Annotated in this window: 28 protein-coding genes, 1 tRNA gene and 1 other annotated feature; of the genes, 11 read left to right on the top strand and 18 right to left on the bottom strand. The window is 34.3% G+C overall.

The genetic code is table 11. From position 1 onward, the window contains the following. Nucleotides 1-398 precede the first annotated feature (398 nt). From J5G60_RS05325 to J5G60_RS05265, 13 genes are all read right to left on the bottom strand, one after another. On the bottom strand, nt 399-1,094 hold the full coding sequence (locus J5G60_RS05325; protein WP_236035152.1) for an HlyD family secretion protein: 696 nt from the start codon (nt 1,092-1,094) through the stop codon (nt 399-401). An 18-nt stretch (nt 1,095-1,112) separates the two neighbouring features. Continuing rightward, a complete protein-coding gene (locus J5G60_RS05320; RefSeq protein ID WP_150357001.1) occupies nt 1,113-1,874 on the bottom strand; it encodes an efflux RND transporter periplasmic adaptor subunit in 762 nt (253 codons plus the stop codon). A gap of 411 nt (nt 1,875-2,285) precedes the next feature. Next, entirely contained in the window at nt 2,286-2,732 is a 447-nt protein-coding gene (locus J5G60_RS18830) for a DUF4351 domain-containing protein (RefSeq protein ID WP_150357000.1), read from the bottom strand. Nucleotides 2,733-2,817: 85 nt separating this feature from the next. Next, complete coding sequence (locus J5G60_RS05310) at nt 2,818-3,363, bottom strand: hypothetical protein (protein ID WP_150356999.1); 546 nt, start codon at nt 3,361-3,363, stop codon at nt 2,818-2,820. Between the two features lie 227 nt (nt 3,364-3,590). Beyond that, on the bottom strand, nt 3,591-3,980 hold the full coding sequence (locus J5G60_RS05305; protein ID WP_150356998.1) for a helix-turn-helix domain-containing protein: 390 nt from the start codon (nt 3,978-3,980) through the stop codon (nt 3,591-3,593). 262 nt (nt 3,981-4,242) lie between these two features. After that, a complete protein-coding gene (gene larC / locus J5G60_RS05300) occupies nt 4,243-5,427 on the bottom strand; it encodes a nickel pincer cofactor biosynthesis protein LarC (RefSeq protein WP_150356997.1) in 1,185 nt (394 codons plus the stop codon). 76 nt (nt 5,428-5,503) lie between these two features. Then, on the bottom strand, nt 5,504-6,091 hold the full coding sequence (locus J5G60_RS05295) for a hypothetical protein (protein WP_150356996.1): 588 nt from the start codon (nt 6,089-6,091) through the stop codon (nt 5,504-5,506). A 19-nt stretch (nt 6,092-6,110) separates the two neighbouring features. After that, on the bottom strand, nt 6,111-7,133 hold the full coding sequence (locus J5G60_RS05290; protein ID WP_150356995.1) for a hypothetical protein: 1,023 nt from the start codon (nt 7,131-7,133) through the stop codon (nt 6,111-6,113). Between the two features lie 12 nt (nt 7,134-7,145). Continuing rightward, a complete protein-coding gene (locus J5G60_RS05285) occupies nt 7,146-7,526 on the bottom strand; it encodes a hypothetical protein (RefSeq protein WP_150356994.1) in 381 nt (126 codons plus the stop codon). 278 nt (nt 7,527-7,804) lie between these two features. Continuing rightward, complete coding sequence (locus J5G60_RS05280) at nt 7,805-8,734, bottom strand: thiamine pyrophosphate-dependent enzyme (RefSeq protein ID WP_150356993.1); 930 nt, start codon at nt 8,732-8,734, stop codon at nt 7,805-7,807. An 11-nt stretch (nt 8,735-8,745) separates the two neighbouring features. After that, the gene (porA, locus tag J5G60_RS05275) at nt 8,746-9,921 is read right to left on the bottom strand and encodes a pyruvate ferredoxin oxidoreductase (protein ID WP_150356992.1); all 1,176 of its coding nucleotides are present in this window, start codon (nt 9,919-9,921) and stop codon (nt 8,746-8,748) included. 19 nt (nt 9,922-9,940) lie between these two features. Continuing rightward, on the bottom strand, nt 9,941-10,237 hold the full coding sequence (locus J5G60_RS05270) for a 4Fe-4S binding protein (protein WP_150356991.1): 297 nt from the start codon (nt 10,235-10,237) through the stop codon (nt 9,941-9,943). Beyond that, on the bottom strand, nt 10,234-10,815 hold the full coding sequence (locus J5G60_RS05265) for a 2-oxoacid:acceptor oxidoreductase family protein (RefSeq protein ID WP_150356990.1): 582 nt from the start codon (nt 10,813-10,815) through the stop codon (nt 10,234-10,236). The genes J5G60_RS05270 and J5G60_RS05265 overlap by 4 nt, the downstream gene beginning before the upstream one ends. A gap of 419 nt (nt 10,816-11,234) precedes the next feature. Here J5G60_RS05265 and J5G60_RS05260 point away from each other — a divergent pair, with 419 nt between their 5' ends. Both J5G60_RS05260 and J5G60_RS05255 read left to right on the top strand, forming a co-directional pair. Then, complete coding sequence (locus tag J5G60_RS05260) at nt 11,235-12,026, top strand: alpha/beta hydrolase (protein WP_190972199.1); 792 nt, start codon at nt 11,235-11,237, stop codon at nt 12,024-12,026. Between the two features lie 19 nt (nt 12,027-12,045). Further along, nucleotides 12,046-13,353: an MFS transporter gene (locus J5G60_RS05255; RefSeq protein WP_150356988.1), complete on the top strand. Its 1,308-nt coding sequence runs from the start codon at nt 12,046-12,048 to the stop codon at nt 13,351-13,353. Between the two features lie 158 nt (nt 13,354-13,511). On the opposite strand, the gene J5G60_RS05250 is transcribed toward J5G60_RS05255, so the two are convergent. The 5 genes from J5G60_RS05250 to J5G60_RS05230 all read right to left on the bottom strand — a co-directional run bounded on the left by J5G60_RS05250 (nt 13,512) and on the right by J5G60_RS05230 (nt 18,512). Further along, complete coding sequence (locus J5G60_RS05250; RefSeq protein ID WP_150356987.1) at nt 13,512-14,921, bottom strand: sigma 54-interacting transcriptional regulator; 1,410 nt, start codon at nt 14,919-14,921, stop codon at nt 13,512-13,514. 18 nt (nt 14,922-14,939) lie between these two features. Continuing rightward, nucleotides 14,940-15,458, bottom strand: a complete 519-nt coding sequence (locus J5G60_RS05245) for a molybdopterin-binding protein (RefSeq protein WP_150356986.1) — start codon at nt 15,456-15,458, stop codon at nt 14,940-14,942. Beyond that, the gene (locus J5G60_RS05240; protein ID WP_150356985.1) at nt 15,448-15,810 is read right to left on the bottom strand and encodes a hypothetical protein; all 363 of its coding nucleotides are present in this window, start codon (nt 15,808-15,810) and stop codon (nt 15,448-15,450) included. The genes J5G60_RS05245 and J5G60_RS05240 overlap by 11 nt, the downstream gene beginning before the upstream one ends. Before the next feature lie 155 nt (nt 15,811-15,965). Further along, nucleotides 15,966-16,712: a nickel pincer cofactor biosynthesis protein LarB gene (larB, locus tag J5G60_RS05235; protein WP_150356984.1), complete on the bottom strand. Its 747-nt coding sequence runs from the start codon at nt 16,710-16,712 to the stop codon at nt 15,966-15,968. 153 nt (nt 16,713-16,865) lie between these two features. After that, nucleotides 16,866-18,512 carry a nucleoside kinase gene (locus J5G60_RS05230; protein WP_150357006.1) on the bottom strand — a complete coding sequence of 549 codons (1,647 nt, stop codon included), beginning with the start codon at nt 18,510-18,512 and terminating at the stop codon, nt 16,866-16,868. Nucleotides 18,513-18,730: 218 nt separating this feature from the next. On the opposite strand from J5G60_RS05230, the gene J5G60_RS05225 reads away from it, so the two are divergent. From J5G60_RS05225 to leuS, 9 genes are all read left to right on the top strand, one after another. Next, entirely contained in the window at nt 18,731-19,411 is a 681-nt protein-coding gene (locus J5G60_RS05225; RefSeq protein ID WP_150356983.1) for a DUF421 domain-containing protein, read from the top strand. A gap of 11 nt (nt 19,412-19,422) precedes the next feature. Continuing rightward, nucleotides 19,423-19,803, top strand: a complete 381-nt coding sequence (locus tag J5G60_RS05220) for a DUF4363 family protein (RefSeq protein WP_150356982.1) — start codon at nt 19,423-19,425, stop codon at nt 19,801-19,803. A 169-nt stretch (nt 19,804-19,972) separates the two neighbouring features. Beyond that, complete coding sequence (gene fba / locus J5G60_RS05215) at nt 19,973-20,905, top strand: class II fructose-1,6-bisphosphate aldolase (protein WP_150356981.1); 933 nt, start codon at nt 19,973-19,975, stop codon at nt 20,903-20,905. A 166-nt stretch (nt 20,906-21,071) separates the two neighbouring features. Next, nucleotides 21,072-21,611, top strand: a complete 540-nt coding sequence (locus tag J5G60_RS05210) for a class IV adenylate cyclase (protein WP_150356980.1) — start codon at nt 21,072-21,074, stop codon at nt 21,609-21,611. A 37-nt stretch (nt 21,612-21,648) separates the two neighbouring features. Then, nucleotides 21,649-22,527 (top strand): DUF5685 family protein, encoded by an 879-nt coding sequence (locus J5G60_RS05205; protein WP_150356979.1) that lies wholly within the window; start codon nt 21,649-21,651, stop codon nt 22,525-22,527. Beyond that, nucleotides 22,511-23,101 carry a J domain-containing protein gene (locus J5G60_RS05200; protein ID WP_150356978.1) on the top strand — a complete coding sequence of 197 codons (591 nt, stop codon included), beginning with the start codon at nt 22,511-22,513 and terminating at the stop codon, nt 23,099-23,101. The genes J5G60_RS05205 and J5G60_RS05200 overlap by 17 nt, the downstream gene beginning before the upstream one ends. A gap of 30 nt (nt 23,102-23,131) precedes the next feature. Then, complete coding sequence (locus J5G60_RS05195; protein ID WP_150356977.1) at nt 23,132-23,650, top strand: hypothetical protein; 519 nt, start codon at nt 23,132-23,134, stop codon at nt 23,648-23,650. A 76-nt stretch (nt 23,651-23,726) separates the two neighbouring features. Continuing rightward, nucleotides 23,727-23,801, top strand: a tRNA-Gln gene (locus J5G60_RS05190). A gap of 96 nt (nt 23,802-23,897) precedes the next feature. Further along, nucleotides 23,898-24,108, top strand: a binding site (T-box leader). 82 nt (nt 24,109-24,190) lie between these two features. Continuing rightward, nucleotides 24,191-26,623 (top strand): leucine--tRNA ligase, encoded by a 2,433-nt coding sequence (leuS, locus tag J5G60_RS05185; protein WP_150356976.1) that lies wholly within the window; start codon nt 24,191-24,193, stop codon nt 26,621-26,623. The last annotated feature ends 45 nt before the right edge of the window (nt 26,624-26,668 follow it).

Here is a 26,668-nt window from a genome sequence, read left to right as displayed (position 1 = left end):
ATTTAGAATTGATGAAATGCAACATAGCATATCGTTTTCATAAGTTCTAAAAAATAAATATTTTTCTAATTTACTCTAATTAATATAGATATTTACAGAATGAATTTATCAAATAAATTTTTGTACTATATTATCGTATTGTATTCTTTATTTTTTTCATTAACAGTATTATACTCAATAATATTACAAATGTCAACAATTTATGTTATAAATCTTTAGAATAAAATATAAAACTCAATGAGTTTTAATATCACTTATTTTATATTGCCGTACTATGTTATCATATAATTACATTTAAAAATATGTGTGATATTTTTATAAGTTACCGACAAATTCAACTACTTCTTTAAATAAAAAAATTGAGGTATATGATAACTATTGATCATATACCTGAATTTTTATTTATTATTTACAACACGAATTTTTACCGATGCATTGTCGCCTATGGTAAACTTATCTTTCAAGTTGCTCGAGCTGTCAAACTTGATTTTTACAGGCACTTTTTGAACTGTTTTTTTATATTTTCCATCCTTCGAATAGGAATCAGACTTCAGTGCGTCCTGAGACATCTTCCCTATGGACTGGACTTTACCTGTAAATTTTTTTGATCCATATTCATCTATGGATATATCCACCTTCTGTCCATACTGCAGTCTTCTGGTTTCTGTACCCTCTACATTGGCGATTATGTAATAGCTATTTGGATCAGCCAGAAGTGCTATGGTTTTATCTGGAGACAAGTTGTCTCCAACATTTGCCTGCTTCTTTACAATCAGGCCATCGATAGGTGCTCTTATGAGAGATTGATCTACATTTGAATCAGGAAGATTTCCCGAATCCTGACGGGCTATTATCTGATCCTTCACAACCCTATCGCCTTCATCTCCATCAAATTCCAGCAATTTCCCACGAATTTGCGGGCTTACATTGATCAAATCCGCAGTAACTTTTGCATCGTCAGTGAAGACATAGTAGGTATGTTCATACACATAATGTGATATCAAGCTCACCGCTATTACTGCAGCAGCTATTAAGATCCCTAAAATCATCTTTTTTCGATTTTCTTTTATAACAGAAATTATATTAAATTTCATATCAACCCACCTCTTCTATTACTGCAATCCAACTTCTGCAAACATACCCGGTTTTAAAAGTTTATTTTTATTATTTAAAGTTACTTTCACAAGCACATCTGAACTTCTGGGATCCAGTTTTGAATTTATGACGGCTATCCTTCCCGAAAACTCGTCATCTGATATATCAGGTATTTTTACAGCTACACTTTGTCCAACATTAATCTGATTTAAGATACGAGCTGGAGCATATGCATTTACATATAAATTATCCGTGTTAACTATTGAGATAATCGATTCGCCTTCAGTTATCGTATCCCCTATATTTGCATTTCTCGAACTCACCGTACCTGAAATAGGTGCTTTAATAACAGCAGCATCCAGTGCTTCCTGAGAAGCTTTCAACTGCGATTGAGCCTGGGAAAGCTGAGATTGATATCCGCTGATATCAGAAGAATTTGAATTTTTACTACTCTGAGCATTAGACAGGCCAGTCTGTGCAGTACTTACTGCCGATTGCGCTTCATCTACTTTACTCTGAAGTTCTGTGGTATCCAGTCTGGCTACTACATCCCCGGCTTTCACTTTTTTACCCAGATCTGCAGACACTTCCACAACTTTTCCGGTAATATTTGAACTCACATCTATGCTGTCATCCGTTGCAATCTTTCCACCCATAATAAATACAGTATCGGTGCTTGGCCCATTTATGCTGATAGACTTGCTGCTGCTTTTATTACCAGAACTGCATCCACTAAAAAGCAAACCTATAACTAAACAAAATAAAATAACTCTCTTCATTAGAACCCTCCTTACAAGCTATAATTGTTTTAGACTAAATCAAAGTTCATTTATATACATCACTATTCTATTCCATAAACATTCTAACTTCAATAACATCATGGAAAATCCTTAAATTATCTCAAATATTAAAAATTTCTCTAAAAAGCACCCTTTATCAATCATTTCAGTGGTAAAGAGTGCTTCTATAATTATTCAATTGGCATTCCCATATATAAAAAATCAGAAGTTATGTCATTTACAATATTTGTCAGGGTTACCATCTTTTTAGCTATCTTTTAAGTTTTATTCTATAATATTTTATTATTCAAAATTAAAAATCAAGAGTTAATAGCTTTAGCTGATTTTCGACACCAGTCAAAAATCTTCCTTTACCATTAACTCTTCACTATAAAATCTAAACTAAATTCACTAAAAATATCTCTTCAGATCCTCTACCTTTTCTATATCAAATATATCCACACCAATAGATTCAATTTTATCATTAGAGAGAGTTTTTATTTTGTCTTCATAATTCTTTGGCAATCCATTGAGCTTTTTCCTCAGCTGCTTAATAAGCAGTTCTACCTTTTCTTCTCTGCCTTCTTCTCTTCCCTCTTCTTTTCCTTCCTGCTTAAGTTTTTTATCAATTTCAAATTTCTTCAGCATATCCATCAAAAATACCCTATTGTCTTCATTCAATTCTATTTTCCCCATATTCTTATACACCTCCATTACTCTATTGGGATTTACTCTTGCCAATACATCCATTATCACTGCATATAATGGGTTTTTTACATTTTTTATCCGATCGCTACCATTGCTAATACTCCCAACTTCTAAAAGATGGGAGATAAGCACTGCTACGCGCCTGGACAAGTTCTTCTAAGGTTCAGGTGGAGAAAAGTATTCCTTATCAGCAAACTCCACCTTAACCTAAGAATCACTTTATGTATTCTGCCATTCAGTTCTCCATCAGGTTCTTATCCTGCTGCTGAGTTTGAAGCAATTTTAGATATTTTGCATCATCATCCTTCAATTTTTTCGATACTATAAGCTGTGTCTCTATGTCTGTATTTTTTATATGATATATACCATTGTCTACAGTCTCCACTACGACACCCTGTTTGTTTTTCAAATAATCCATCAGTTTCTGGGAATATTTGCTTGAAGTCAGTGTAATTGTAATTTCATCTATATCTACACCGTTAGTTTCCTCCGACAGTGCCTTATATAAATAAGCATATGCCTTCACTTTATAATAGTCATTTATTGATATATAATCCGTGGGTGACTTATATTCCAGTATATTATACTTTCTGAATATTTTCCCTATAAGTTTATTTATCTGTATATCTTTAAGTTTCTTTATAACAAGTACATCTATTCTCAAGGGCTCATCCGTCAATTGATACTCTGTTATAAATTCCAAATCATCTTTATATTCTTTTAGTTCCAGCTGTATTGCCGCTGCAAATGCCGGATGCCATTTTATTTTATCATCTGCCAATTTTATCACTCCGTCTTGATTTCATTTTATCATACTGCATTTATTTGTCATCACTCCATTTTTGGGTCAAAAACTTAAATGCTCAAACTACATTTAAACATCTAAAGTTCATATTAAATTAAAAACGAAGAGTCCATAGTATTGACGGATTTTCGACATCAGCCGAAAATCTTCATTTACCATTAACTCTTCACTATACATTTTAAATTGAACCTTTAAAAAATCATTTATCTGATATAAGGTAAAATCAATTTCACCATATTTTCTATTAAATCCAGTTCTCTCTTGGAACACCTTCCAAGGAGTTCATACAATACGGAATTGTCCTCAGTGCCGGACAGCTTGTACTTTCTTAAATTTTCCCTAATCAGAATATTTTTACCATTGTCTTTCTGTTCCCCATATATTAAATAATCAGTGGTAACGTGAAGACAATTTGCTATTCTCACTAAAGCTGTAAGACTCATCTGCCTTTCTCCCCGTTCTAATTGCCCTATATAAAGTGTAGAGAGATCTACCATTTCAGCAAATTTTTCTCTTGTTAGATTTAGTTCTTCTCTCTTCCCGCGAATTCTACGGCCCACTTCCTGCCCATTAATCGATTCCTTATCCTTCATTTGTCTTCACTCCTGTCCCTAACCTCTTACTTTAACTTTATACATAACAATTAATTAATTAAATAATCTATATGCTAAAAATTCATATATGCTATAAGCACACTTGACTGATACATTATTATAAATATACTTATATTACTTATAAAAATTGAGGTGCTAAATCCATAAAAATAAAGAATAATTTAAATGAGCTTTTAGAACACTATAAAATTCAAAAAAAATTAATATCCCGGGGTATATTACCCGGGATATTTGGGAAAAATTATATAATATTTTGCCTGGCAGCAGTCTGTTTTACTATATCATATACCTTTTTAATAGGCATATCATACTCCTCTGCCCTTTCACAACATTCTTCATACTCAGGAGATATATTTGAAATTTTACTGCCATAAAACGCTACTTTTACAGAAAACTCCCCCAACTCTGTATTTATTTTCTTTACTTTATAGGGAAGCATGTATTTATGAAAATTGAACACTTTTACTCCAATAGTAGTAGTCTCCTCAAATATGATTTTTAAAATTCTATCTAAATCCTCACCGCCAGCATTGACACATAGTATGCTTCCAATTCTATTCTTTTTCATAAAAGCTGTCTGCAAGTATACATCCCTCGCTCCTGCAGAAAACAGCTTTTGAGATATGTATTCATAGAACTGGGGATTCATATCATCTATATTGACTTCTACTTTTACTGCCTCTCCTTCTTTTACAAAATTTCTATTTTTGCTGTCTTCCAAATTCCCTATACAAATTCTAAGCAGATTAGGTATTTCAAGCTCCCTATCCCCTGCCCCATAACCACAGCTTTCTATATTCATAGAAGGCATCTCTCCAAAGTTATCACAGAGAGTCGAGATAACAGCAGCACCTGTAGGGGTAACCAGTTCTTTTTCTATCCCTTTCGAATATATTTTTATACCATGAAGCAGCTGAACTACAGCAGGTGCCGGCAGTGGTATAATGCCGTGAGCACACTTTGTAAATCCCGTCCCTATGTGTATAGGAGAACAGTATATCTTTTCAATCTTCAAAAGTTCCAATCCAATAACTGCACCACATATGTCAATTATGGAATCCATTGCACCCACCTCGTGAAAATGTACAGCCTCCACAGTGGTATTATGTACTTTAGCTTCTGCTTCTGCAAGATTTGTAAATATCCTTATTATGTCCGCCTTAACTTTTCCCTTGAGTTCACTCTCCTGAAGGATATTTTTAATGTGACTCAGATGTCTATGGACATGCCCTTCCTCTACAATGACATCTACTTTTGTACCTCCTATTCCATTTTTCAATACATGCCTTGATTTTAGATCAAAAGGTACTTTAAGTTTCATAAGCTCCTCTTTTAAAGTGTCCAGTTTTAATCCTGCATCCACCAATGCCCCTAAAATCATATCTCCGCTTATTCCGGCAGTACATTGAAAATAAGCAATTCTCATATTTTACCCTCCCTAAAAAATGACTATGAAAGCACCTGTCATGTAAATTTACTTTCATAGTCATATCAATTTTACCCTATAATATTCTCATACATATTCTGTCATTTTCTATAGTCACTGCACTTCCTCTGCTGTTTGGGCCACATCCATCTGTAATGATAAGTCCCAGATTTACATCATATTTTATGATATTAGATAATATACTAAGTACTCTATTAATAACTGATTTATCTTTTAGCATAGATTCTCTATATATCTTTTTAGCTGTAATTTCATCACTTTTAACTATAAATCCAGGTCCTCCAGGTATTGAAACAACAACTAATCCACCATCCAGGAGCTCTATATCTTTATCTGAAGAAGTTATATTACTTTTAGGTGATCCAATTATTCCACCAGTAGACTGATGAACACCGCCAATAACAATACTTACACCCAAAGCCTTTATATAATCAGTCGATATGGTTTTCACCTTTTCAGCCAATCTATAATCAATAAAAAATGGATCTTTTAACCCGTTGAATTTTATTTTTTTCAGCTCTAGAAGATTATCCAAACTTTCCTGTCTTTTATTTTTATCACATATTCCACATATAATTATAGGATAGGACTCTTCAGTTATAGTTTTCACCATAAAAGTAGTAAGATCATTTATATTATACACAACTATTTAACCTAAAAAATTATACTTCGAGAGTTTTTTTCATAACAAATTCAGTGCTATTTATTCTTACCGGTTTCTCCACACCCGGTACAATATCATCTGCTTTTGCTATAATTTCTTCTTCAGACAGCTTTTTAACCGGAGCTTTTAGAGAGTCAAAGGTAATTCCCACACTTGCCAGTTCTGCCTGGGCTTTTTCAGTAATATTGTCAAAATCTATATCAGCGCCTAAATATCTGGCAATTGTCAAAACTACTGGAGAACATCCAATATGTTTTCCCGGAATCATACCAGCTTCCAATGCATCGATAGTATATTTGGCAATAATTTGTTTAGGAGCTACTATACAAGGAATATGTTTTTTAAGAGTTTTTGCGTACTCACCTGAACCATGAGCTGTATCTCCTGCCTTGAATTGTCTTGTAGGAAATACTCTGCCATATTTTTCAGCAACAGTCATTCCAATTCCTACGGATATAAATTCTCCTGTGTATCCTATAAGGACATCCTGATCCTTCATTATCTGAAGCTGTCCAAAAATAGGCAGTAATATCTCTTCCATAGTAACTACATTCATCATCTCAGTGGCAGAATTATTGTTAACAGCCCTGCCTGTCATAACTGCGTTATGCACAGGTATCATCTTTTTTGCAGGATCAGGCCCTCTGAAAAGCTTTCTGCCGTTGTAATATTTTTTCCACTGGGCAAGATGTGGTTCTTCAGATATCAACTGATCTGTAACTTTCATTTCTTCCATTGGAAGCATTCCAAATTCCCTATGGATTTTTCCATTATCCGATGCAGCCATTTTAATTATAGCACTGTCCAGCACAATACCATCGCTGCTGGTAGTGCAGGCATCCATATCAAAAACATTTATACCAGCTGGTCCCTTTATTTGCTGAGCTATCTTTTTAATTGCCTGATCTATTTCAATCCCTGAATTTTCAATATCCTTTTTATCTACAAATACTATATTCAAAGGAATTAAAATGTCTTTGACAAGACCCTGTTTTATCATTCTATATAACAGCTTTTTCATGATTATTCCCCCTTAATGTTTCCCCAAAGGTGGCCTTCTGTCTTCTACTTCTTCACAATCTGCAGTTTCCACCTCTTCAGTAGGATGTATAATATTGATAACCTCCAAAATTGCTTTTTTGGCTTTTCCATCTTTGTCAATTCCTTTGACAATAACAGTGTGCATAGTTTCAGGAACTCTTGGTATGACAATGAGCTCAACTTTTTGAACATCTTCTCTTTTTGCAAGTTCCTCTACTGAAAGCTCGATTCTTCCTGTTCTAAGAGACTGCATTTTTGCACATTTTAAATTTTCAAGACCTCTGATTTCAATGGTTTTATCCGGAGTATTTTTAACAACAGCCCTCTTCATCTTTTCAATAAACTCTGGAAGCTTAGTATGCATCAATTTCATAATTCTCATCTCCTCAACTTAAATAACATTTAATTATACCTACACACATTAAAAATAGGAGCAAGTTTAATGCCAACTGTGTAAACTTTCAATAATGTTTATGTTTTCATTTTTTATAACATACATTAGGTACTAAAATCAATAAAACATCTATATATTCATAATTAACAGATAGTATTTTGTTAGATTCTATTACATTAATTGTTATAATTATAACACTATTATTAAATATTTTAAAAATCTGGCATATAACTTCCTCCCAAAATTTAAAAACTCAGCTATAAATTACATTTTTTGAGAAGTTCCTCCCAATTTTTATCTACTTCTTTTTGAATTGCATCTATCATATATTCATTTCCAGGTTTAAAAAGATGTTTAAATCTCCCCTGTGGTTTTAACCATTCAGTTATGGGAAGTTTTTTCTTAGGTTTGTAATTTAATATATATTTACCGTCAATTATCTCATACAGCGGCCAAAAACAAGTTTCCACAGCCAAATCAACTATCTGAAGTTCTTTTTGAGTATCACATCTCCAGCCTCTTGCGCAAGGTGTAAGTACATTTATAAATGCAGGTCCTTTTGTATAAATTCCCTTTTCGGATTTTTCATAAAGGTCCTTCCATTTTGAAGCAACCGTCTGAGCTGCATAGGGAATATGATGTGCAGCTATTACACTGGTCAAGTCTTTTCTATACTGCTGCTTTCCTGGAACTGCTTTTCCCTGGGGAGAAGTAGTAGTACTTGCACCAAAAGGAGTAGCAGAGGATCTCTGAATTCCAGTATTCATATACGCTCCATTATCATAGCAGACATATACAACATCATGTCCCCTTTCCATAGTAGCAGAAAGTGATTGAAGGCCTATATCATAAGTTCCTCCATCTCCTCCAAAAGTTATAAATTTATAATTATCTTTTACTTTACCCTGCTTTTTCAGAGAATTATACGCAGTCTCAACACCACTTATAGTAGCTCCTGCATTTTCAAATGCAGAGTGAATGTAAGAATCTTTCCAGGCAACATAAGGATACAAACACGTCGAAACCTCCATACATCCAGTGGCATTTGCAATAACTGCCTTATCTTCACTCTTCAATGCCTTAAGCACCCATTTTGCCACTATTGGTGCACCACATCCAGCACACATCCTATGTCCTGCAGTTATTCTGTCCGCTTTTTTTGATAATTCTTTTAAATTTACTGCCATTTTATCTCCTCCTATTCTCTAACGCCCAGATAGTTGTAAATTTCATATTTCCCTGTAGTTAGATCTTCTCGAAGCCCTGCGTAAACTTCCTTAATGCTGTCTACGGTTACATCTCTTCCGCCTAATCCATAAATATAACTTTTTACAACTTTATTGTCTCCAATCCCATATACGGCACTCCTTACTTCTTTGAAAAGAGGTCCCCCTGTAGTGGCAAATGAATCCGTTTTATCTAAAACAGCCAGTGCTTTCACATTCTTAAGTGCCTCAGCTATTTCAGGTGCCGGGAAAGGTCTGAATACCCTGATTTTAATAAGTCCTGCCTTTATTCCCTTTTCTCTCAGTTCATCTACTACTACTTTTGAAGTGCCTGCCGAGGATCCAATGACAACTACTGCAATTTCCGCATCATCCATTTTGTATTTTTCAAAGAAATTGTACTCTCTTCCTGTAATTTTTTCATATTCAGCCGCAATTTCAAGAATAACTTTTTTTGCATTTATCATTCCTTGAGCCTGAAGCCTTTTGTGTTCAAAATAATACTGGTTTCCATCAAATGTTCCTAGTGCAATAGGCGTATCCCCAAGAAGGAAATAGTCATCCTTGTGTTCTCCTACAAATTTTTTCACTTCTTCTTCTTCAAGAAGCACCATGTTTTCAATCCCGTGACTTGTTATAAACCCATCATAACATACCATTACCGGTAGTCTTACATCCGCATTCTCTGAAATTCTAACTGCCTGTATGAAATTGTCATATGCTTCTTGTACATTTTCACTATATATCTGAAGCCAACCCGAATCTCTCGCACCCATAGAATCACTGTGATCATTGTGTATGTTAATAGGCCCTGACAGTGCCCTGTTAACTGCTGCCATGACTATTGGCCTTCTCAATGATGCAGCAATATAAAGTGGCTCCCACATATATGCAAGTCCATTTGAAGATGTTGCAGTCATCACTCTCGCACCAGCTGCTGAAGCACCTATACATGCACTCATTGCACTGTGCTCTGATTCTACCGGTATAAATTCTGTCTTAACCTGTCCATTGTTTACAAATTGGGAAAAATACTGTGGAACTTCTGTAGATGGAGTTATAGGATATGCTGCTACTACATCCGGTTCAATTTGCCTCATTGCGGTTGCAACAGCTTCATTACCGCTTAAACTTACTCTTTTTGCCATATTCATCACCCTTTCTTAGTTATTCCTCAACCAATTGTATGGCATCAAATTTACATTGGGCAGCACATAAGCCGCATCCTTTGCAGTGGTCATAATCAATACCTTTTATCTTCTCATTTTCAACTATTATAGACATGTCCGGACAGAAAGCCCAGCATAAAAAACAATTTTTACATTTTTCACTATTCCATATTGGTTTTGTAGTTCTCCAGTCTCCGGTTTTAAATTCACAAGCATTTCCCGTATCGATAATTATTCCTCCAGGGGTTGTATCCTGCCATTTGCATTCTGTAGAATAGTAATTTTTATCACTCATATTTTTTGTACCTCCTTTAGAGATCTTTTCAATGCGGCCATATTGCCGTTTATTACCTGAGGTTTAGTGGCAAATTTATGTTTGAAGGAACCTTCCATATTCTTTATGAAATCATCTTCATCCATGACTTTAGAAATTTTAACTATAGCCCCTAACATAGGTGTATTAGGGAAATTCTTGCCAAGTTCTTCCTCAGAAATCTTTCTGGCATCAATAGTATATATATCTCCTTTAAAGTCATTAAAATATGACTTTATTTCCTCAGGTTTTCTCGATGTATTTATCACTACCGCACCGGAATCCTTTAAGCCAGCTGTAACCTTTACACTATTTATGAGAGTTTCATCTACTACTACTACATAATCCGGTTTGTAAATATTGCTGTGTATTTTAATAGGCAAATCACTAACTCTGTTATACGCAGTTATAGGTGCTCCCATTCTTTCCGGGCCATACTCAGGAAATCCCTGAACATATTTGCCTGTTTTAAATGCAGCTTCGGCCAAAAGCAAAGATGCTGTTTTAGCACCTTGTCCTCCTCTTCCATGCCATCTAATTTCAATAATATTATTACTCATCATTAACCCCCTTCTAAAATCTAAATAGAAATTACATTTCAACATCCTTATATTTAAGCAATTTTAATGCCAATTAAATCAATTTTGCTCACCACTTTCATTTTTATATAATTCATTAAGCAAAATAACCATTATAAATATAAAAGGATCTTAAAAGTCAAAAAACCTTACTAAGTTAAGATGTTGTAATTACAACACTCTATAACAACAAACTAACATGAAAACTCTTTTATAAAAATCTGACTTTCAGCCAAATTATTCTGAACACTCACTATTTTGAATTCGTTCAGAAATCTTACTTCCAAATATAAAAATTTTTGGCACACTATATGCTGAAGAATATACATGTATTAAAATTACACAAGATCGTGTCAAAATTACACAATGGATTATTAAAATTTACACAAGGGGGTAATAATTTGAAAAACATCTTAAAAAAACACTTTTTCATAAAAGGTAGAAAGGAACTGTCTGTAATGGTTCACAATTACAGAGAAAAGGCTGATGGAACACCTATTGTAATCCTTTGCCATGGCTTTACCGGTGATAAAATAGGTCCCAATCAACTTATATTAAACCTGGCCAAAGGCATAGAAGCCGCAGGATATATTGCAATACGCTTTGATTTTGCAGGTTCAGGTGAAAGCTACGGGGAGTTCTCAAAAGATACCACCATATCGGGATGGCAGCAGGACTTAGATACCATAGTAAGTTGGGTAAAAAACAGTCCGGAATTTTCTGGTTCTCCCATTATACTATGCGGCCATAGTTTAGGAGGTCTTATTGCACTATCCTATCCAAAGGATGATGCAATTAAAGGACGAATGGCTCTTTCTTCAGTAGTACATCCTGTTGAAACATTTAGTGCAGAAGGTATATTTGGAAAAGAATTGTGGGATAAAGCGGTTTCAGGAAAAACGATTTCTAATTTCTTCAATAAAGCTTTTACGTTAGATGATGGTATTTTTGTTGCAGACATGCTTCATGGAAATTATAAACCTTTAGAAGTCACAGATACTTATTCGACTCCTCTGCTTATCATACATGGAACTGAAGATTGCGCCGTACCAATTTCAGGTTCAGAAGAACTATATAAAAGGTACAAGGGTGAAAAAGTTTTCCACAAATTAAAAGGAATAGATCATATATATATAAACAAACATCATATAATACAATCCTTAATTGTGGAATGGTTAAAAAAATATTTTTAATATTGAAGGAGGATATTTTATGAATGGTTCAAACACCATAACCAATAATAACCAGCCATTGGATTCAGGACATAAACAAACCCGACAAAGATACTTTATTGCCTTTATACTATTTATAACACTCTTAGTGGCTTTTATAGATCGTATTAATGTATCTGTACTAATTGTTGATCCTCAATTTCTAAATGCCATGGGCATCTCAGGAAAACCTTTGCAGCAGGGATTATTAATGACATTCTTTCTAATAGCTTATGGCATATCCAATGCAGTACTCGGTCCAGTTGGAGATTATATAGGTCCCAGAAAAGCAATGTGCCTATCATTAGCTATGTGGGGAATTTCCATGGTTTTAGGAGGTCTGGCAACTGCATTTGGAGTACTGCTTCTAACACGTGTTGTATTAGGTCTAGGAGAAGGTCTACACTGGCCAATGCAGAGTAAGTTTGTAAAAAACTGGTTTCCGCCTCAGGAAAGGGCTAAAGCCAATAGTATATGGATATTAGGTCTATTTATTGGTCCTGCAATCGGCACTCCTTTTTTTACCTGGCTCTTATCTAGGACACCCTGGAAAACATCTTTTTACCTGTTAGCCGTTGTAAGTTTAATACCTCTGCTTTTAGTATGGTTTTTTACTACAGATCATCCAGGTCAAAGTAAAAAAGTAAACAAGGAAGAATTAGATTGGATTGAAACTGGATTAAAAGCTGAAGAAGCAGAAGAAAATAAACAGGGAAATGTTACAATAAAAACTAGCATAAAATCATTTATAAAGGATTATCATTTTTGGCTCGTTACAATATATTATACATGCCAATGCTGTATATGGTGGGGAACTATGACATGGCTTCCTTCATACCTAAAAACAGCCAGAGGATTTTCCTGGGCATCTATGGGAGCATGGTCATCTTCCCCATATATACTGGGAGCTATATTACTTATAATAAGTGGACGTATTTCAGACAAGGTTGGAAGAAGAGCTCCTTTCCCTCTTTTAGCAATGGTAATAGTGGCAATTTGCATATTTGGCGCAGCGTATGCTGAATCCAACATAATTGCTGCCATACTTTTAACAATAGCCATAGGTTCACTGGCGATTGCTTCCACTGCCATATGGTCTTTGCTGCAACAAATTGTACCAGGTAAAGCAGTTGGAGCCGGTGCCGGTATAACCAATGGAGTTGCCAATGGAGGTTCTGCTCTTGCTCCATCAATAATGGGGTATTTTATCGCTCTAAGCGGCAGTTATGTAACAGGGTTATTGTTTTTAGTAATCATGGCTGTAATTGGAGGCATATGTGTAGGTATACTGACTCTGCAGAAATATTAATATTTCAAAAAACTGTTATAAAATAATAAATTTACACAAAGAAATATTCTAAAAACCAAAAAATGCACAATGAGAGAGTTTAACAAGCTTAATCAAAGTGCATTTTCTATGCAATATTTTTGTATGAGTTTATTTGCAATAGCCCTACAACACAGCATTTAAGAACCTTTTTGCTTCAATCTATATGCAACCTGATAATACTTGATATCTATACCTTTTTTATTGAGCACTTTAGCTATCTTCCTGGGCCCAAGACCCTTTTTTCTCAATTCCAAAATAATATTATCTACTACTTCAGGATCACTTTTTAACTTGTCATCAGGATTTCTACTCTTATCATTTTCAGAAGTACAAATGGAATCAACAGGCAGATGCTGTACATCCACTAAAATGTTCAAATTAGAATCTTTGACATTGCTTATAAGGGGTGCAGCGCAGTCTATACTCTGATTGACTATGTCCCTGAATTGTCTTATATTTCTAGGATAATATCCATTCAGCAATATTTTTTTGGCTTCATCTGAAAACATCACATTTAAATTTATATTGTATTTATCATAAACATTTGCCTCATATCTATTTATAAATTCAATAAGTATTTGAATTTTATCATCAATTGACCTTTCCCTTAAAGGCGGCAGGTACAAATCATACTGACCAAGCCTTTGATATAATTCCGGCAGTAGTACTTCTTCTAAATTTTTTGTAGAAGCTGCTATTACTATGACATTTATAGGTATATCACGGCTTCCTCCAATGCGCCTTATAGTTCCCGATTCTATAGCTTTAAGCAGAAGATTCTGATAATTATCTAATGCATGGGCTTCATCCAAAAATAAAATACCCCCATTTGCCATTTCAAACAATCCTTTTTTGTCTTTTGAACCAGTAAAAGAACCCTCACTGCATCCAAATATCTCCATAGCTGCAATATCCTTATTGGTAAACTGAGCACAATTTATTTCAATAAAGGGGGCATCTGATTTTATTACTCCTATTTCCTTGGCATAGTAGTAAATACATCTTGCCAGAAGGGTTTTTCCCGTACCAGACTCACCGGTTATAATGCAGTGCCTCGGTCCTCCAAGAGCTCCAACAGTTTTCCTGGCTTTTTCAATAGTTGAACTCAAACTTGAATCAGAGCCTATAATATTTGAAAATGCATCTTTTTTACTTTTTAATGAGATCTTGTGTCTGAGACATCTTATTTTATCATTTAAATTTTCCATTTCAGTAATATCAGAAAATATTGCAAATCCACCCTCTAATTCCCCATCTACAAATATAGGTTTTGCTTTTACCATATACTTTCTTCCATTAGCGTGATTTACTTTTCCATAAAATACCGTAGTCTTTTCATCTATTACTTCCAGCAGTGCAGCCTGAGGATAGTATTTAGATATATGATCACCAACCATGTTTTCAGGCGTGGAATTTACGTACTGCGCAGACATTTCATTGACAAAAATAAGATCCCCCTGTTTATCTACAACATTCACTCCCTCATTCAGCGAGTTAATAATATCTATAAATGTATCATTTACTTGCAAAAATTCAAAGCTTTTCATTATCTTATCAACACCAATCTAATTTTTAGGGTATTTTGATAAAACTGCACTGGATATTCTGTCAACTATAACATTCAAATCTTTTTCGTTTTCAGCCAAACATTTCATACAGGCCTTAGCTGCTTCAACAGCCTCTACATAGGGTCCCGGCACATTTACTACCAGCGTATTACCTTGCCTTGCCGCAACAAGCTTAGACCACATATGACCATTTTTGCCATATATCTCTTTGTACTTGTATTCGCTTATATACTTTTCTATAGCACTATGAGTAAAATCTTTGGCCAAAGTAGATACATACCTGTGCCCTCCTCCGGATCCTCCTATGAAAATTACCAAATCTACATTTTCATGAATACATTCCTCAAGCTGCTCTATTATTTCATTCTCATTATCAGATACTGGCTTTAAACGTATAACCCTGCACCCAGGATATTGTTCCAAAATCAACTGCATTATTGCCGGACTATTTGTATCGGTTACAACTCCGCTTAAAACTTCATTCCCTGTTGGTATAATAACAACATTATTTATCAATATTATTCCACCTTTCCTTCTGGCATCCATACTGCTGCCCTTTGGGAATATTATCTATATTCACTTCAACTATCTTTTTTGCGGAATCAATTTTAGTAAGTTCTGTAGCTGTAATCCCCTCCACTGTAGAAATTGCCTTTATTATTCCACTTTCATCTTTTAATATGGCTTCAGGATCTACATTATAAACATCCATTTCTATGGATTCCCCTGTTACCCCTATGACCCTTATCCCTCTCTGTATAAATTCTGAAAGTTTTTTCTCAAGTTCAAAAGGCTTGAGTCCCTTCACATTAACGCCCTTTATCCTCACAACTGTCTTGTCTATATACGCTATTACCGAATCATCCATATTTAGTCCACTTCCCATAAATTAATTTTGCCGTATAAAAATTTGAATATACATTTAAAAACTATTTTAATAAATCTAAATTATTCAGACACGATTTATCTTTAATTTTATCACAACATGTAGAAAAATGTCTACATATGAAAAAGCATTTCATATTACAGTTTATTTATAATACTTGCAAGGTAACCTGCTCCAAAACCATTGTCGATATTTACTACACTCACTCCGCTGGCACAGCTGTTGAGCATGGAAAGAAGCGCTGTTATACCTCCAAAATTTGCTCCATATCCTACGCTTGTAGGCACTGCAATAACCGGCTTATCTACAAGCCCTCCTACCACACTCGCAAGTGCTCCCTCCATTCCTGCAATCACTATAACTACTTTTGCCTGTCTTATAATGTCCATCTTATTAAACAGCCTGTGTATCCCAGCTACCCCTGCATCAAAGACCTTTTTTACCTTATTATCAAATATTCTGGCAGTTTCAAATGCCTCTTCTGCCACAGGAATATCAGATGTACCTGCAGTCACTATTGCAATATAGGAATCCGTTTCCTTCTGTTCCTTTTTCCTTATGGTTATAGTTCTGCCCGCCTTGTTATATTTTGCATAGGGACAAAGTTCTCTTACTGCTCTGTACATCTCCTCGTCTGCCCTCGTTCCCAATATATTGTTTCCCTTTGTAAGCATAAATTCTACAATTCCCTTTACCTGATCCACGGTTTTCCCTGCACAATATATGACTTCAGGATATCCAACCCTTATTTCCCTGTGATTGTCTATCATAGCATATCCCAGATCCTTAAAGGGTAAATCCTTTAATATCTTCACGCCCTCATCCACATTCACTTTCTGCTCTCTAACATCTTCCAGTAACTTTTTCAAGTCGGCTTCATCCAATTTTTTCACCTCATAGACAAAATATATTAAATTTAAACATTTCCTTCAATAATAATTATATTGATTATGCTTATAATTTTCAACTAATTATGGACATGAGTTTAAAAATAACTAACAGTTCACACGTAACGGTGAACTGTTAAAATCAAACTTCTAATCTTCGAATTCGCTTCCTCCTATAAATTCCCGTAAAATGGAATTGGATGGAACAAATTTTTTGTCCACGTCTTTAAAAAAGTGGAGAAAACTTTTAAGCCTCAAAGCTTCATAATATACTGGACTTGAACTCTTTATTTTTTCCAGCTGCTCAAGGGCATAGTTTTTCAATATACAGAGTTCATATACCAACGTTGAATTAAACATAACATCTGCATTTTCCTGAAACACAAAAATATTTTTTTCCTCTCCTCTTTTTACAGAAGGCCACATCTTCAAAGTATCTTCACCATTATATCCTCTAAAAAGGTAATCTCTCACCATCCTTCTTATAATTCTCACATCAGTGGTTGCTATCCTATTATGATCGTCTACATTCAACTGAGTAAGAGCACTTATATATATTTTAAACTTATATTTTCTAGGTATAGATTGGGTGAGAACTTCATTTAAACCATGTATGCCCTCAATTACAATTACGCCATTATCTGGAAGCCTTATTTTTCTGCCAACCCACTCCCTGGCTCCTTTTTTAAAATTAAATACTGGAATTTCAATCTCTTTACCTCTCATAAGAGCTTCCAGATGATAGTTGAAAAGCTCCAAATCCAGTGAATATATAGATTCAAAATCATAATTTCCATTCTCATCCCTAGGAGTATGCTCTCTATCTACAAAATAATCATCTAGAGATATAGGAACAGGTTTTATTCCATTTACTCTTAACTGAACTGCCAGTCTCTTTGCAAAAGTGGTTTTTCCCGAAGAAGTAGGGCCTGCAATCAAGACAATTTTTACCTCTTTTCTGTCATTTATCATATCCGCTATATTCGCTATTTTCTTTTCATGAAGAGCTTCTGCCACTCTTATAATATCCACAATTTCTCCATTTTCCACCTTGTTATTCAGGGAGCCTACATCTCCTACATCCAGTATATTTCCCCACTGTTCCGTTTCGTAAAATATTTTACTCAATTTCCTATATTCCACAAACTCAGGAAGATGATAGGGATCTGACTCCACAGGATACCTCAATATAAATCCAGGTTTATAATACATGAGATCAAATGTTTTCAGTACTCCAGTGGAAAAAGCCATGGAACCATAAAAATAATCATATCTTCCATCTAATTCATATAATTTCACTTCTTCTGTATTTACATGATTTAAAAGCCTGACCTTATCCTCCATATTATAGCTTTTGAAGATCTCTATAGCTTCTTTCCTGTCCACACTTATCTTTCTTATAGGTATGTCCAATTTTATTATATCCTTCATTCTATTTTTTATCTTTTTTATATCTTTTTCCGAAAGTGGAGTATCTTTATGGATTTCTCCAAATATCCCCTTGCTCAAAGAGTGCTCTATAGTTACTTTAGCTTTAGGGAACAAATCGTATACAGACTTAATCAGTACAAATTGAAGAGTTCTCACATAGGTTTTGTTTCCCAAAGCATCTCTTATATCTACAATTTGAAAACTTCCAGATTCCTTTAACGGACTTGTAAACTCAAAATATTCTCCATTTACTTTAGCCAGTACTGTAGGTATATCCGGCGGTTCATAATTGTCCTTAAATATTTTATATAAAATGGTATTATATTCTACTTTAATACTTTTAAATCCCAATTTAAGGTTTAACATATTCTCTTCTCTGCTTCTCAAAGTATTGGTATTTCTATACCTCAAGTCAGTAGCCAGTTCATCCATAACTTCATCCCCTCAATTTAGTGTCATTACTATTATACTTCATATTTGCCTGGAAATGTTCTCATTTTACTCATATTTTTTTATATTAATGTAAGAATATAAGTAAGTAAAGAATTTAAAAGTATTCAACCTGAAAGGTGATGTGGTATTTTATGTTTACAGTACTTATTAGAACAATTATATTATATTTACTGGTGGTAGTATCCATGAGACTTATGGGTAAAAAACAAATAGGAGAAATGGAACCCTTTGAATTAGCCGTGGCAATAATGATATCTGAATTGGCATCTCTTCCCATGCAGGACACAAGAATATCTATAACACACGGTATAATCCCTATAATAACTCTTTTGACCCTTCAAACTCTACTAGGACTTCTGCAGCTTAAGAGTGAAAAAATGAGGCTTATTTTCAGCGGCAAACCAAGTATATTGATCAATAAAGGCAAATTAGATTTACAGAAACTAACAGATGAAAAATTTAACATAAATAATTTAATGGAAGAATTAAGAATGCAGGGATATTACAATCTATCAGATATAGAATATGCTATACTTGAGACCAGCGGTCAGCTTTCTGTCATACCCAAAACAGAACTTTCTCCCGCAACTAAACAGGATTTAAAGATAAAACCAGCCCAGGAAGGTTTACCTATAACCCTCATATTAGACGGCAAAATAAATTTTAAAAATTTAATTACAGCAAAAAAAGATGAAACCTGGTTAAACCAGATGATGAAAAAAAACAGCATATCTTCTGCAAAAGACGTTCTCGTGGCCATGCTGGATTCAAAAGGGAAATTTTATTGCCAGTTAAAAGAAAAAAATGAATAGGACGTGATTACATGAAAAGTACAATAATATCTTTTTCCATATTTGTGCTGATGATTTTTTGTATAATATTTTCAATAAATTATCTAAATTCCATATGCACAAGATTGCAAAATTCAAGTATGCAGATAGAAAAATCAATCCAATTAAACTCCTGGAATGAAGCTTATAAAAGTTCTCAGGATTTTATGGTGGAGTGGAAAAAATATTCTCCAAAACTGTCTATTTTTTCAGATCATGATGAAATGGAAGATATTAATAATGAATCCTATAAACTCATGAACTATATACTTCATAAAAATTCGGAGGAATCCCTGTCCTCTACAAACATAATACAGAATTCACTGGAACATATACTTGAAATGCAGCGGTTAAATATTCAAAATCTACTCTAATTTTTACAGATAAATAACAGTTTTATGTTAAATACTGCAAATAATTTTCTTCAAAGACTACAATGTCACTATGAAAAACAACAATTAATAGTTTATAATATAAGGTGAATAAACAACAAATATAATTTTTTGACATAAAATATTTTATTATTGAAAGGTGGAATATTAAATGGCATTAGTTACTACTAAGAATATGTTCAAGAAGGCATACGATGGTAAATATTCAATAGGTGCTTTCAACATCAACAACATGGAGATAATTCAAGGTGTGGTAAATGGAGCAAAAGCTAAAAATTCTGCTGTTATTTTACAGTGCTCCGCAGGTGCATTAAAATATGCAGGTCCAAAATACTTAAAAGCCATGGTGGATGCCGCCATAGAAGAAACCGGAATTGACCTTGCCCTCCATCTGGATCATGGCCCTGATTTTGAAACTGTAAAACTATGTGTGGAAACAGGTTTTACATCGGTGATGTTTGACGGATCGCATTTGGATTATGAAGAAAATATATCAAAAACTAAAGAAGTCGTGAAATACGCCCATGAGTACGGCGTGGTAGTAGAAGCAGAACTTGGCATTCTGGCAGGAGTTGAAGATGACGTGTCTGCATCAAAACACACGTATACGGATCCAGATCAGGCAGCTGATTTTGTAGATAAAACAGGCGTGGACTCCCTGGCTATAGCCATAGGTACTTCTCACGGGGCATATAAATTTCCGCCAAATTTTAAACCTAAGTTAAGATTTGACATACTGGAGGAAGTTCAAAACAAGCTGCCTAATTTCCCCATAGTTCTGCATGGAGCTTCATCTGTAGATCAAAATGCTGTGGCAACCTGCAATAAATATGGTGGAGACTTAAGTGGTGCCAAGGGAATTCCAGTAGATATGCTCAGAAAAGCTTCTTCCATGGCAGTCTGCAAAATAAATGTGGATACGGATTTAAGATTGGCCATGACTGCTGCTGTAAGAAAAACTTTCGGTGACAGCCCAAAAATTTTTGATCCTAGAAAATATCTGGGCGCTGGAAGAGATGCTGTACAAAAAGTGGTGGAAGACAAAATAGAAAATGTACTGGGTTCGGAAAATTCTCTAGCATAAAACCACATATATATGAATATTTGGGAGACCTTCCATAGATCTAAGAAAGTCTCCTGATTTTTTATACTCATAATGCCCTTAATTTTCATATAATTAATTTTTGACGATTGATTTTTATGGTATAATTCAAATAGTAGCAATCTGCAGCACCAGGAGGTGAGCTTATATAAAAGAGTGTGAAACAAGAATAATAAAAATAGAACCCGATAATATACGCTTGAGGCTGAGCAATGCCGCAGCTTTAAAAGTTAAAATGGAAAATCAGACAAATTACATATACGACTTTGAAGACAGAAAATTGATAAAAGGCAGAGGTTATGCTCGAATAAGGATAGTGGAGGATTTAATACATAATTCCAATCATTTTTATATGACTACAAAAAAACTTTTAAGTCAGAAAAAATATAAAGTAATGGAAGAAAATGAAACAGAAATATCAGACTGGAAAGCTGGTAAAAAGATTTTTGAATCCCTTGGATTAAAATTACTGCAATCAATAAACAAATATAGGGAAAGCTATAAATACAAAGATAGCTTAATTGAAATAGACATAAACGATAAATCATTCTGTTCATTTGCCTATGTAGAAATAGAGGCCAAAAATGACAGCGAGCTTGTTGAAATAGTTGATTTACTGGGATATTCCATAAAAGACACCACTTCCAAAACTATATATGAAATACTGCACAAGGATACACAATTTTAAATGCTACAAAATACTTTAATACTAAATAGGTGAATATATGTTTGGTTATGTAACTCCTTATAAAATGGAACTTAAAATAAAAGACTATGAAAAATTCAAAGCATATTACTGCGGATTATGCAGATCTATTAAACATAACATTGGAAATATTCCCAGGATTTTTTTGAATTATGACATGACTTTTCTAGCAATACTTTTAGATTCTCTGGAAGACGGTAGACAAATTTATACTAAAAAAAGATGTGTTCTTCATCCTATGAAGAAAAAAATCATTTTAAAGGATAATACTTCTTTAAAATATGCAGCTTTTTGCAATATATCTCTTACCTATTTCAAACTTCTAGATGACACAAATGACGATATGTCTATAAAGAGCAAGATACTGTCTTCTTATTTAAGAAGCTACCTGAGTTCTATGCCTGAAGATTTCAAGAAAAATTTTCAGATTATAAACGACAAACTTCAAAATTTATACAAGCTAGAAAAAAATCTGGAAAACAGATCCATAGATCTCCTGGCTCATCCCTTTGGAGAGCTCACCGGTTTTATATTAAGTTCCTCTAAAAAAGATACCGTCAAAAATGATCTTTATTTTCTCGGGTATAATCTTGGAAAATGGATATATATTATCGATGCATTGGACGATTTAAATACAGATATGAGCCATGGAAAATTCAATGCTATAAATCACTGCTTCAATAGCGAAAATCTACGTTTCGAAGAATTTTCAAAACGTATAGAAACGAGAATAGATTTTATTTTAGGCACCTGTGCCGCACAATGCATGAATGCTTTTAAGGCACTTCCTATAAAAAGAAATGAAGAATTACTTTACAATATAATACAATATGGACTTTTAGATAAAATGGATAAAGTTTTTAGAAGGGGCGTTTACAAAGATGAAAAATCCATATGAAGTACTTGAAGTAAAAGAAAATGCTTCAAAAGAGGAAATAAAAAAGGCTTACAGAAATCTGGCTAAAAAATATCATCCCGATCAATATGACAATAATCCATTAAGGGATTTAGCCGAAAGTAAAATGAGAGAAATAAATGAAGCTTACGACTATCTGATGAAAAATAATCCAAACAACAGCTATGAGAATACAGGCGATAATTCCTACAGCGGAAATGGCTCTGCCATGTATCAATCTGTAGAGAATAATATCAACAGCGGTAATTTTAGAGATGCTGAATCGGAACTTTTAAGAATGGGTACAAGAGATGCTGAATGGAACTATCTTATGGGAATCTTAAATATGAGAAAAGGCTGGTATAATGATGCCTATAACAACCTGAGTACTGCCTGCAGGTTAGACCCAAATAATTTTAAATACCAAAGTGCCTTAAATAGATTATCTGGAATGAACAGTTCCTACAGACAGCCCTATTATGGAAACCAGAGAAGAGATCCTGATATATGCAACATCTGTGCTACCCTATACTGTCTGGATTGTCTTTGCGGTGGTGGAGATTGCGGCGGTTGCTAATAATTAACGAATTGACGAGGTGATTTTAAAATGGCAGAAAAAACAAATGCAGCTTCTAATATAGCTAAAGGGGGACTTTTAACTACCATTGGCGTTATTCTGATCTATATAAGCAGTATAGTTCCCTTAAATCAAGGCTTTATACTGGCTTTATCCTCATTGCTCATCCCCCTGGCTGTACTGATTACAAATTTGAAAAATGCCTTTACAGTTTATGCTGCCACTTCGCTTTTATCTTTACTTATATGCGGATTAAAAATAACAGTAATAGCTTATATAATATTTTTTGGTCTCTACGGATTTACTAAATATTATATTGAAAAGTTGAGAAAATTACCTTTTGAAATCATACTTAAGCTGGTTTTTTTTAACTTATGCACAGTTTTACTACTTTTAATATACAGTTTGTTCTTCCCTGGACTTTTAAAAATAAATTTTCACTTTTATATAATTATAGCAGGATGGCAGATAGCATTTTTAATATATGATTACCTTTTAACTCTATTTATAAACTATATAAACAAATATTTAGCTAAAGGACTAAAATAATACAAATTCCGTATGTATACTATTGACATATGAATTTTTGATGATATAATATTTAGTGTTGAGATTCACATAACAGTGCCCATTAGCCAAACGGTAAGGCACCTGTCTCTGGAACAGGCATGTGTTGGTTCGAATCCAGCATGGGCAGCCAAAAAAGAACTCTTTATAAAGAGTTCTTTTTTAACAATTTTTTAAATTAATTCTTGACAAAACATTACTTAATATTATAAAATGTGAAATAAGTCAATATAAAGCTTTGAATAAGGAGTAGTAGTATTCTCATATACCACTAAAGAGAGCTGTTGTCAGGTGAAAAACAGCGTGAAGATGATATGAACTCACCTTAAGAGCTTATCTGAAAAATCAGATACGGTAAAAAAGCCGTTATCTTTTAAGGGAAATCAACTTATTGATTTAATTAGAGTGGTACCGCGGAAATTTAGCTTTTCGTCTCTTAAAATTCTAGAGACGAAAGGCTTTTTTAATTGTGCATCAATGATAAAGTTTAATTATAAAATTATGAGCAAAGGAGAAGATTTTATGTATAGTGTTGAAATTGATAAGAAATGGCAAAAAAAATGGGAAGAAACAGAGCTCTATAAATTTGATAAAAATAATCTAAATAATAAATTATATGTATTGGAGATGTTCTCCTATCCATCTGGCAGCCAGCTACATGCAGGTCATTGGTTCAACTATGCTCCTGTAGATTCCTGGGCCAGACTGAAAAGAATGCAAGGATACAATGTATTTCAACCCATGGGATTTGACGCCTTTGGCCTTCCCGCTGAGAACTATGCTATAAAAACCGGAATTCATCCAAAAGACTCCACTGAAAAAAATATTGAAACCATGGAAAAACAGCTTAAATCCATGGGTGCCATGTTCAACTGGGAAAATGAAGTCATTACCTGTCATCCTGATTACTACAGATGGAATCAATGGCTATTTTTACAGTTATACAAACATGGATTAGCTTACAGAAAAAATGCACCTGTGAACTGGTGTCCCAGCTGTAAAACAGTACTCGCCAATGAACAGGTAAAGGAAGGCTGCTGTGAACGCTGCGGCACTGAGGTAACTAAAAAGGATTTAACCCAATGGTTTTTCAAAATCACAGACTATGCAGAGGAACTGCTTCAGGATCTGGATATAATAGATTGGCCATCAAAGACAAAGGCCATGCAAAGGCATTGGATAGGCAAATCCACAGGTACTAATGTAACTTTTAAGGTGGCAGATTCTTCTTTAGAATTCAGTGTATTTACTACCAGGGTGGATACACTATTTGGTGTCACTTATGTAGTTATATCTCCCGAAAATAATTTAGTAGATAAAGTAACTAAAAATGTCTATAAAGATGAAGTTGAAAAATATAAGGAACAGGCAAAAAAACAAACTGATATTGAAAGGCAATCCATAACAAGAGAAAAAACCGGTGTATTTACTGGTTCCTACGCCATAAATCCCATAAATGGTAGAGAAGTTCCCATATGGGTAGGAGATTACGTACTCAACACTTACGGCACTGGTGCCGTAATGGCAGTTCCAGCTCACGATGAAAGAGATTATGAATTTGCCACAAAATATAAGCTTCCTATCGAAAGAGTTATAGAGGGAGGAGATTCTCTTCCATATGTAGAATACGGGAAGATGATTAACAGCGGTAAATTCAATGGATTATCCACTGTAGAAGGTAAAAAAGCTGTAACTAAAGAACTGGAGAAAATGGGGATGGGTTCTGGCACAGTAAATTACAGGCTGAGAGACTGGCTTGTATCAAGACAAAGATATTGGGGAACTCCTATTCCAATAATATATTGTGATAAATGTGGAGTAGTTCCGGTACCAGAAGATGAGCTTCCCGTGAGACTTCCTTATAATGTGGAATTTTCTCCTGATGGGAAATCACCTCTTTTAAAATCAAAAGAATTTATAAATACAACCTGTCCTCACTGTGGAGGTCCTGCCAGGAGAGAGGCTGACACTCTTGATACCTTTGTATGCTCTTCCTGGTACTACTTAAGATATGCAGACAATAAAAACGATAAACAGGCTTTTGACAAAGACACAATAGATAAAATGCTGCCTGTGGATATGTATGTGGGCGGTCCGGAACATGCATGCATGCACCTTCTATATGCCAGATTTATCACCAAGGCACTCAGGGATATGGGATTTCTAAATTTCGACGAACCTTTTCTGTCTTTAAGACATCAGGGTATAATACTTGGGCCTGACGGTCAGAAAATGAGTAAATCCAAAGGCAACACCATATCTCCAGACAGCTGCATACAACAATACGGTTCTGACGTATTTAGAATGTATCTGATGTTTGGATTTGATTACGCAGAAGGTGGTGCCTGGAGTGAAGACGGCATTAAATCCATGGATAGATTTGTAGACAGAATAGAGAGACTCGTAAATTCTATAAAAGAAATACTTAAAAATAAAGATAACAGCAAGACTTCCATGGACAGTGCGGAAAAAGAATTAAACTATGTAAGAAATTTTTCGATAAAATCCGTGTCGGAAGATGCCGGCAAATTTCAATTCAATACAGCTATTGCCAGAATTATGGAGTTTACAAATGCTCTTTCAAAATACACCCAGGAGGATAAAAAGAATTTACCCCTGTTAAAAGACAGCATACTTGATTTTATAAAAATCCTAGCTCCTTTTGCCCCCCATTTTTCAGAAGATCAGTGGGAGAATTTAGGTATGGACTACTCCATATTCAATGAAAAATGGCCTGAATTTAATCCAGATGCTCTTATAAAAGATGAAGTTGAAATGGCTATACAGATAAATGGGAAGATACGATCCAAGATAAATATTCCTACAAATTTAAATGAAAAAGAAATAGAGAAATTATCTCTTTCAAGTCAAAATATCAAACCTTTGTTAGAAGGTAAGGATGTAAAAAAAGTCATAGTAGTAAAAGGAAGACTTGTAAATATAGTTGCAAAATAATTCAGTAAAAGGGCAGCTTTAGCTGCCCTTTTACTATTTAAAAAT

It is taken from the genome of Clostridium sp. HV4-5-A1G (genome assembly GCF_900184915.1).
Taxonomy (GTDB): Bacteria; Bacillota; Clostridia; order Clostridiales; family Clostridiaceae; genus Clostridium_B; species Clostridium_B aromativorans.
The sequence above is the reverse complement of the archived record's forward strand: the minus strand, read 5'-3'. Positions and strand labels throughout refer to the sequence as shown.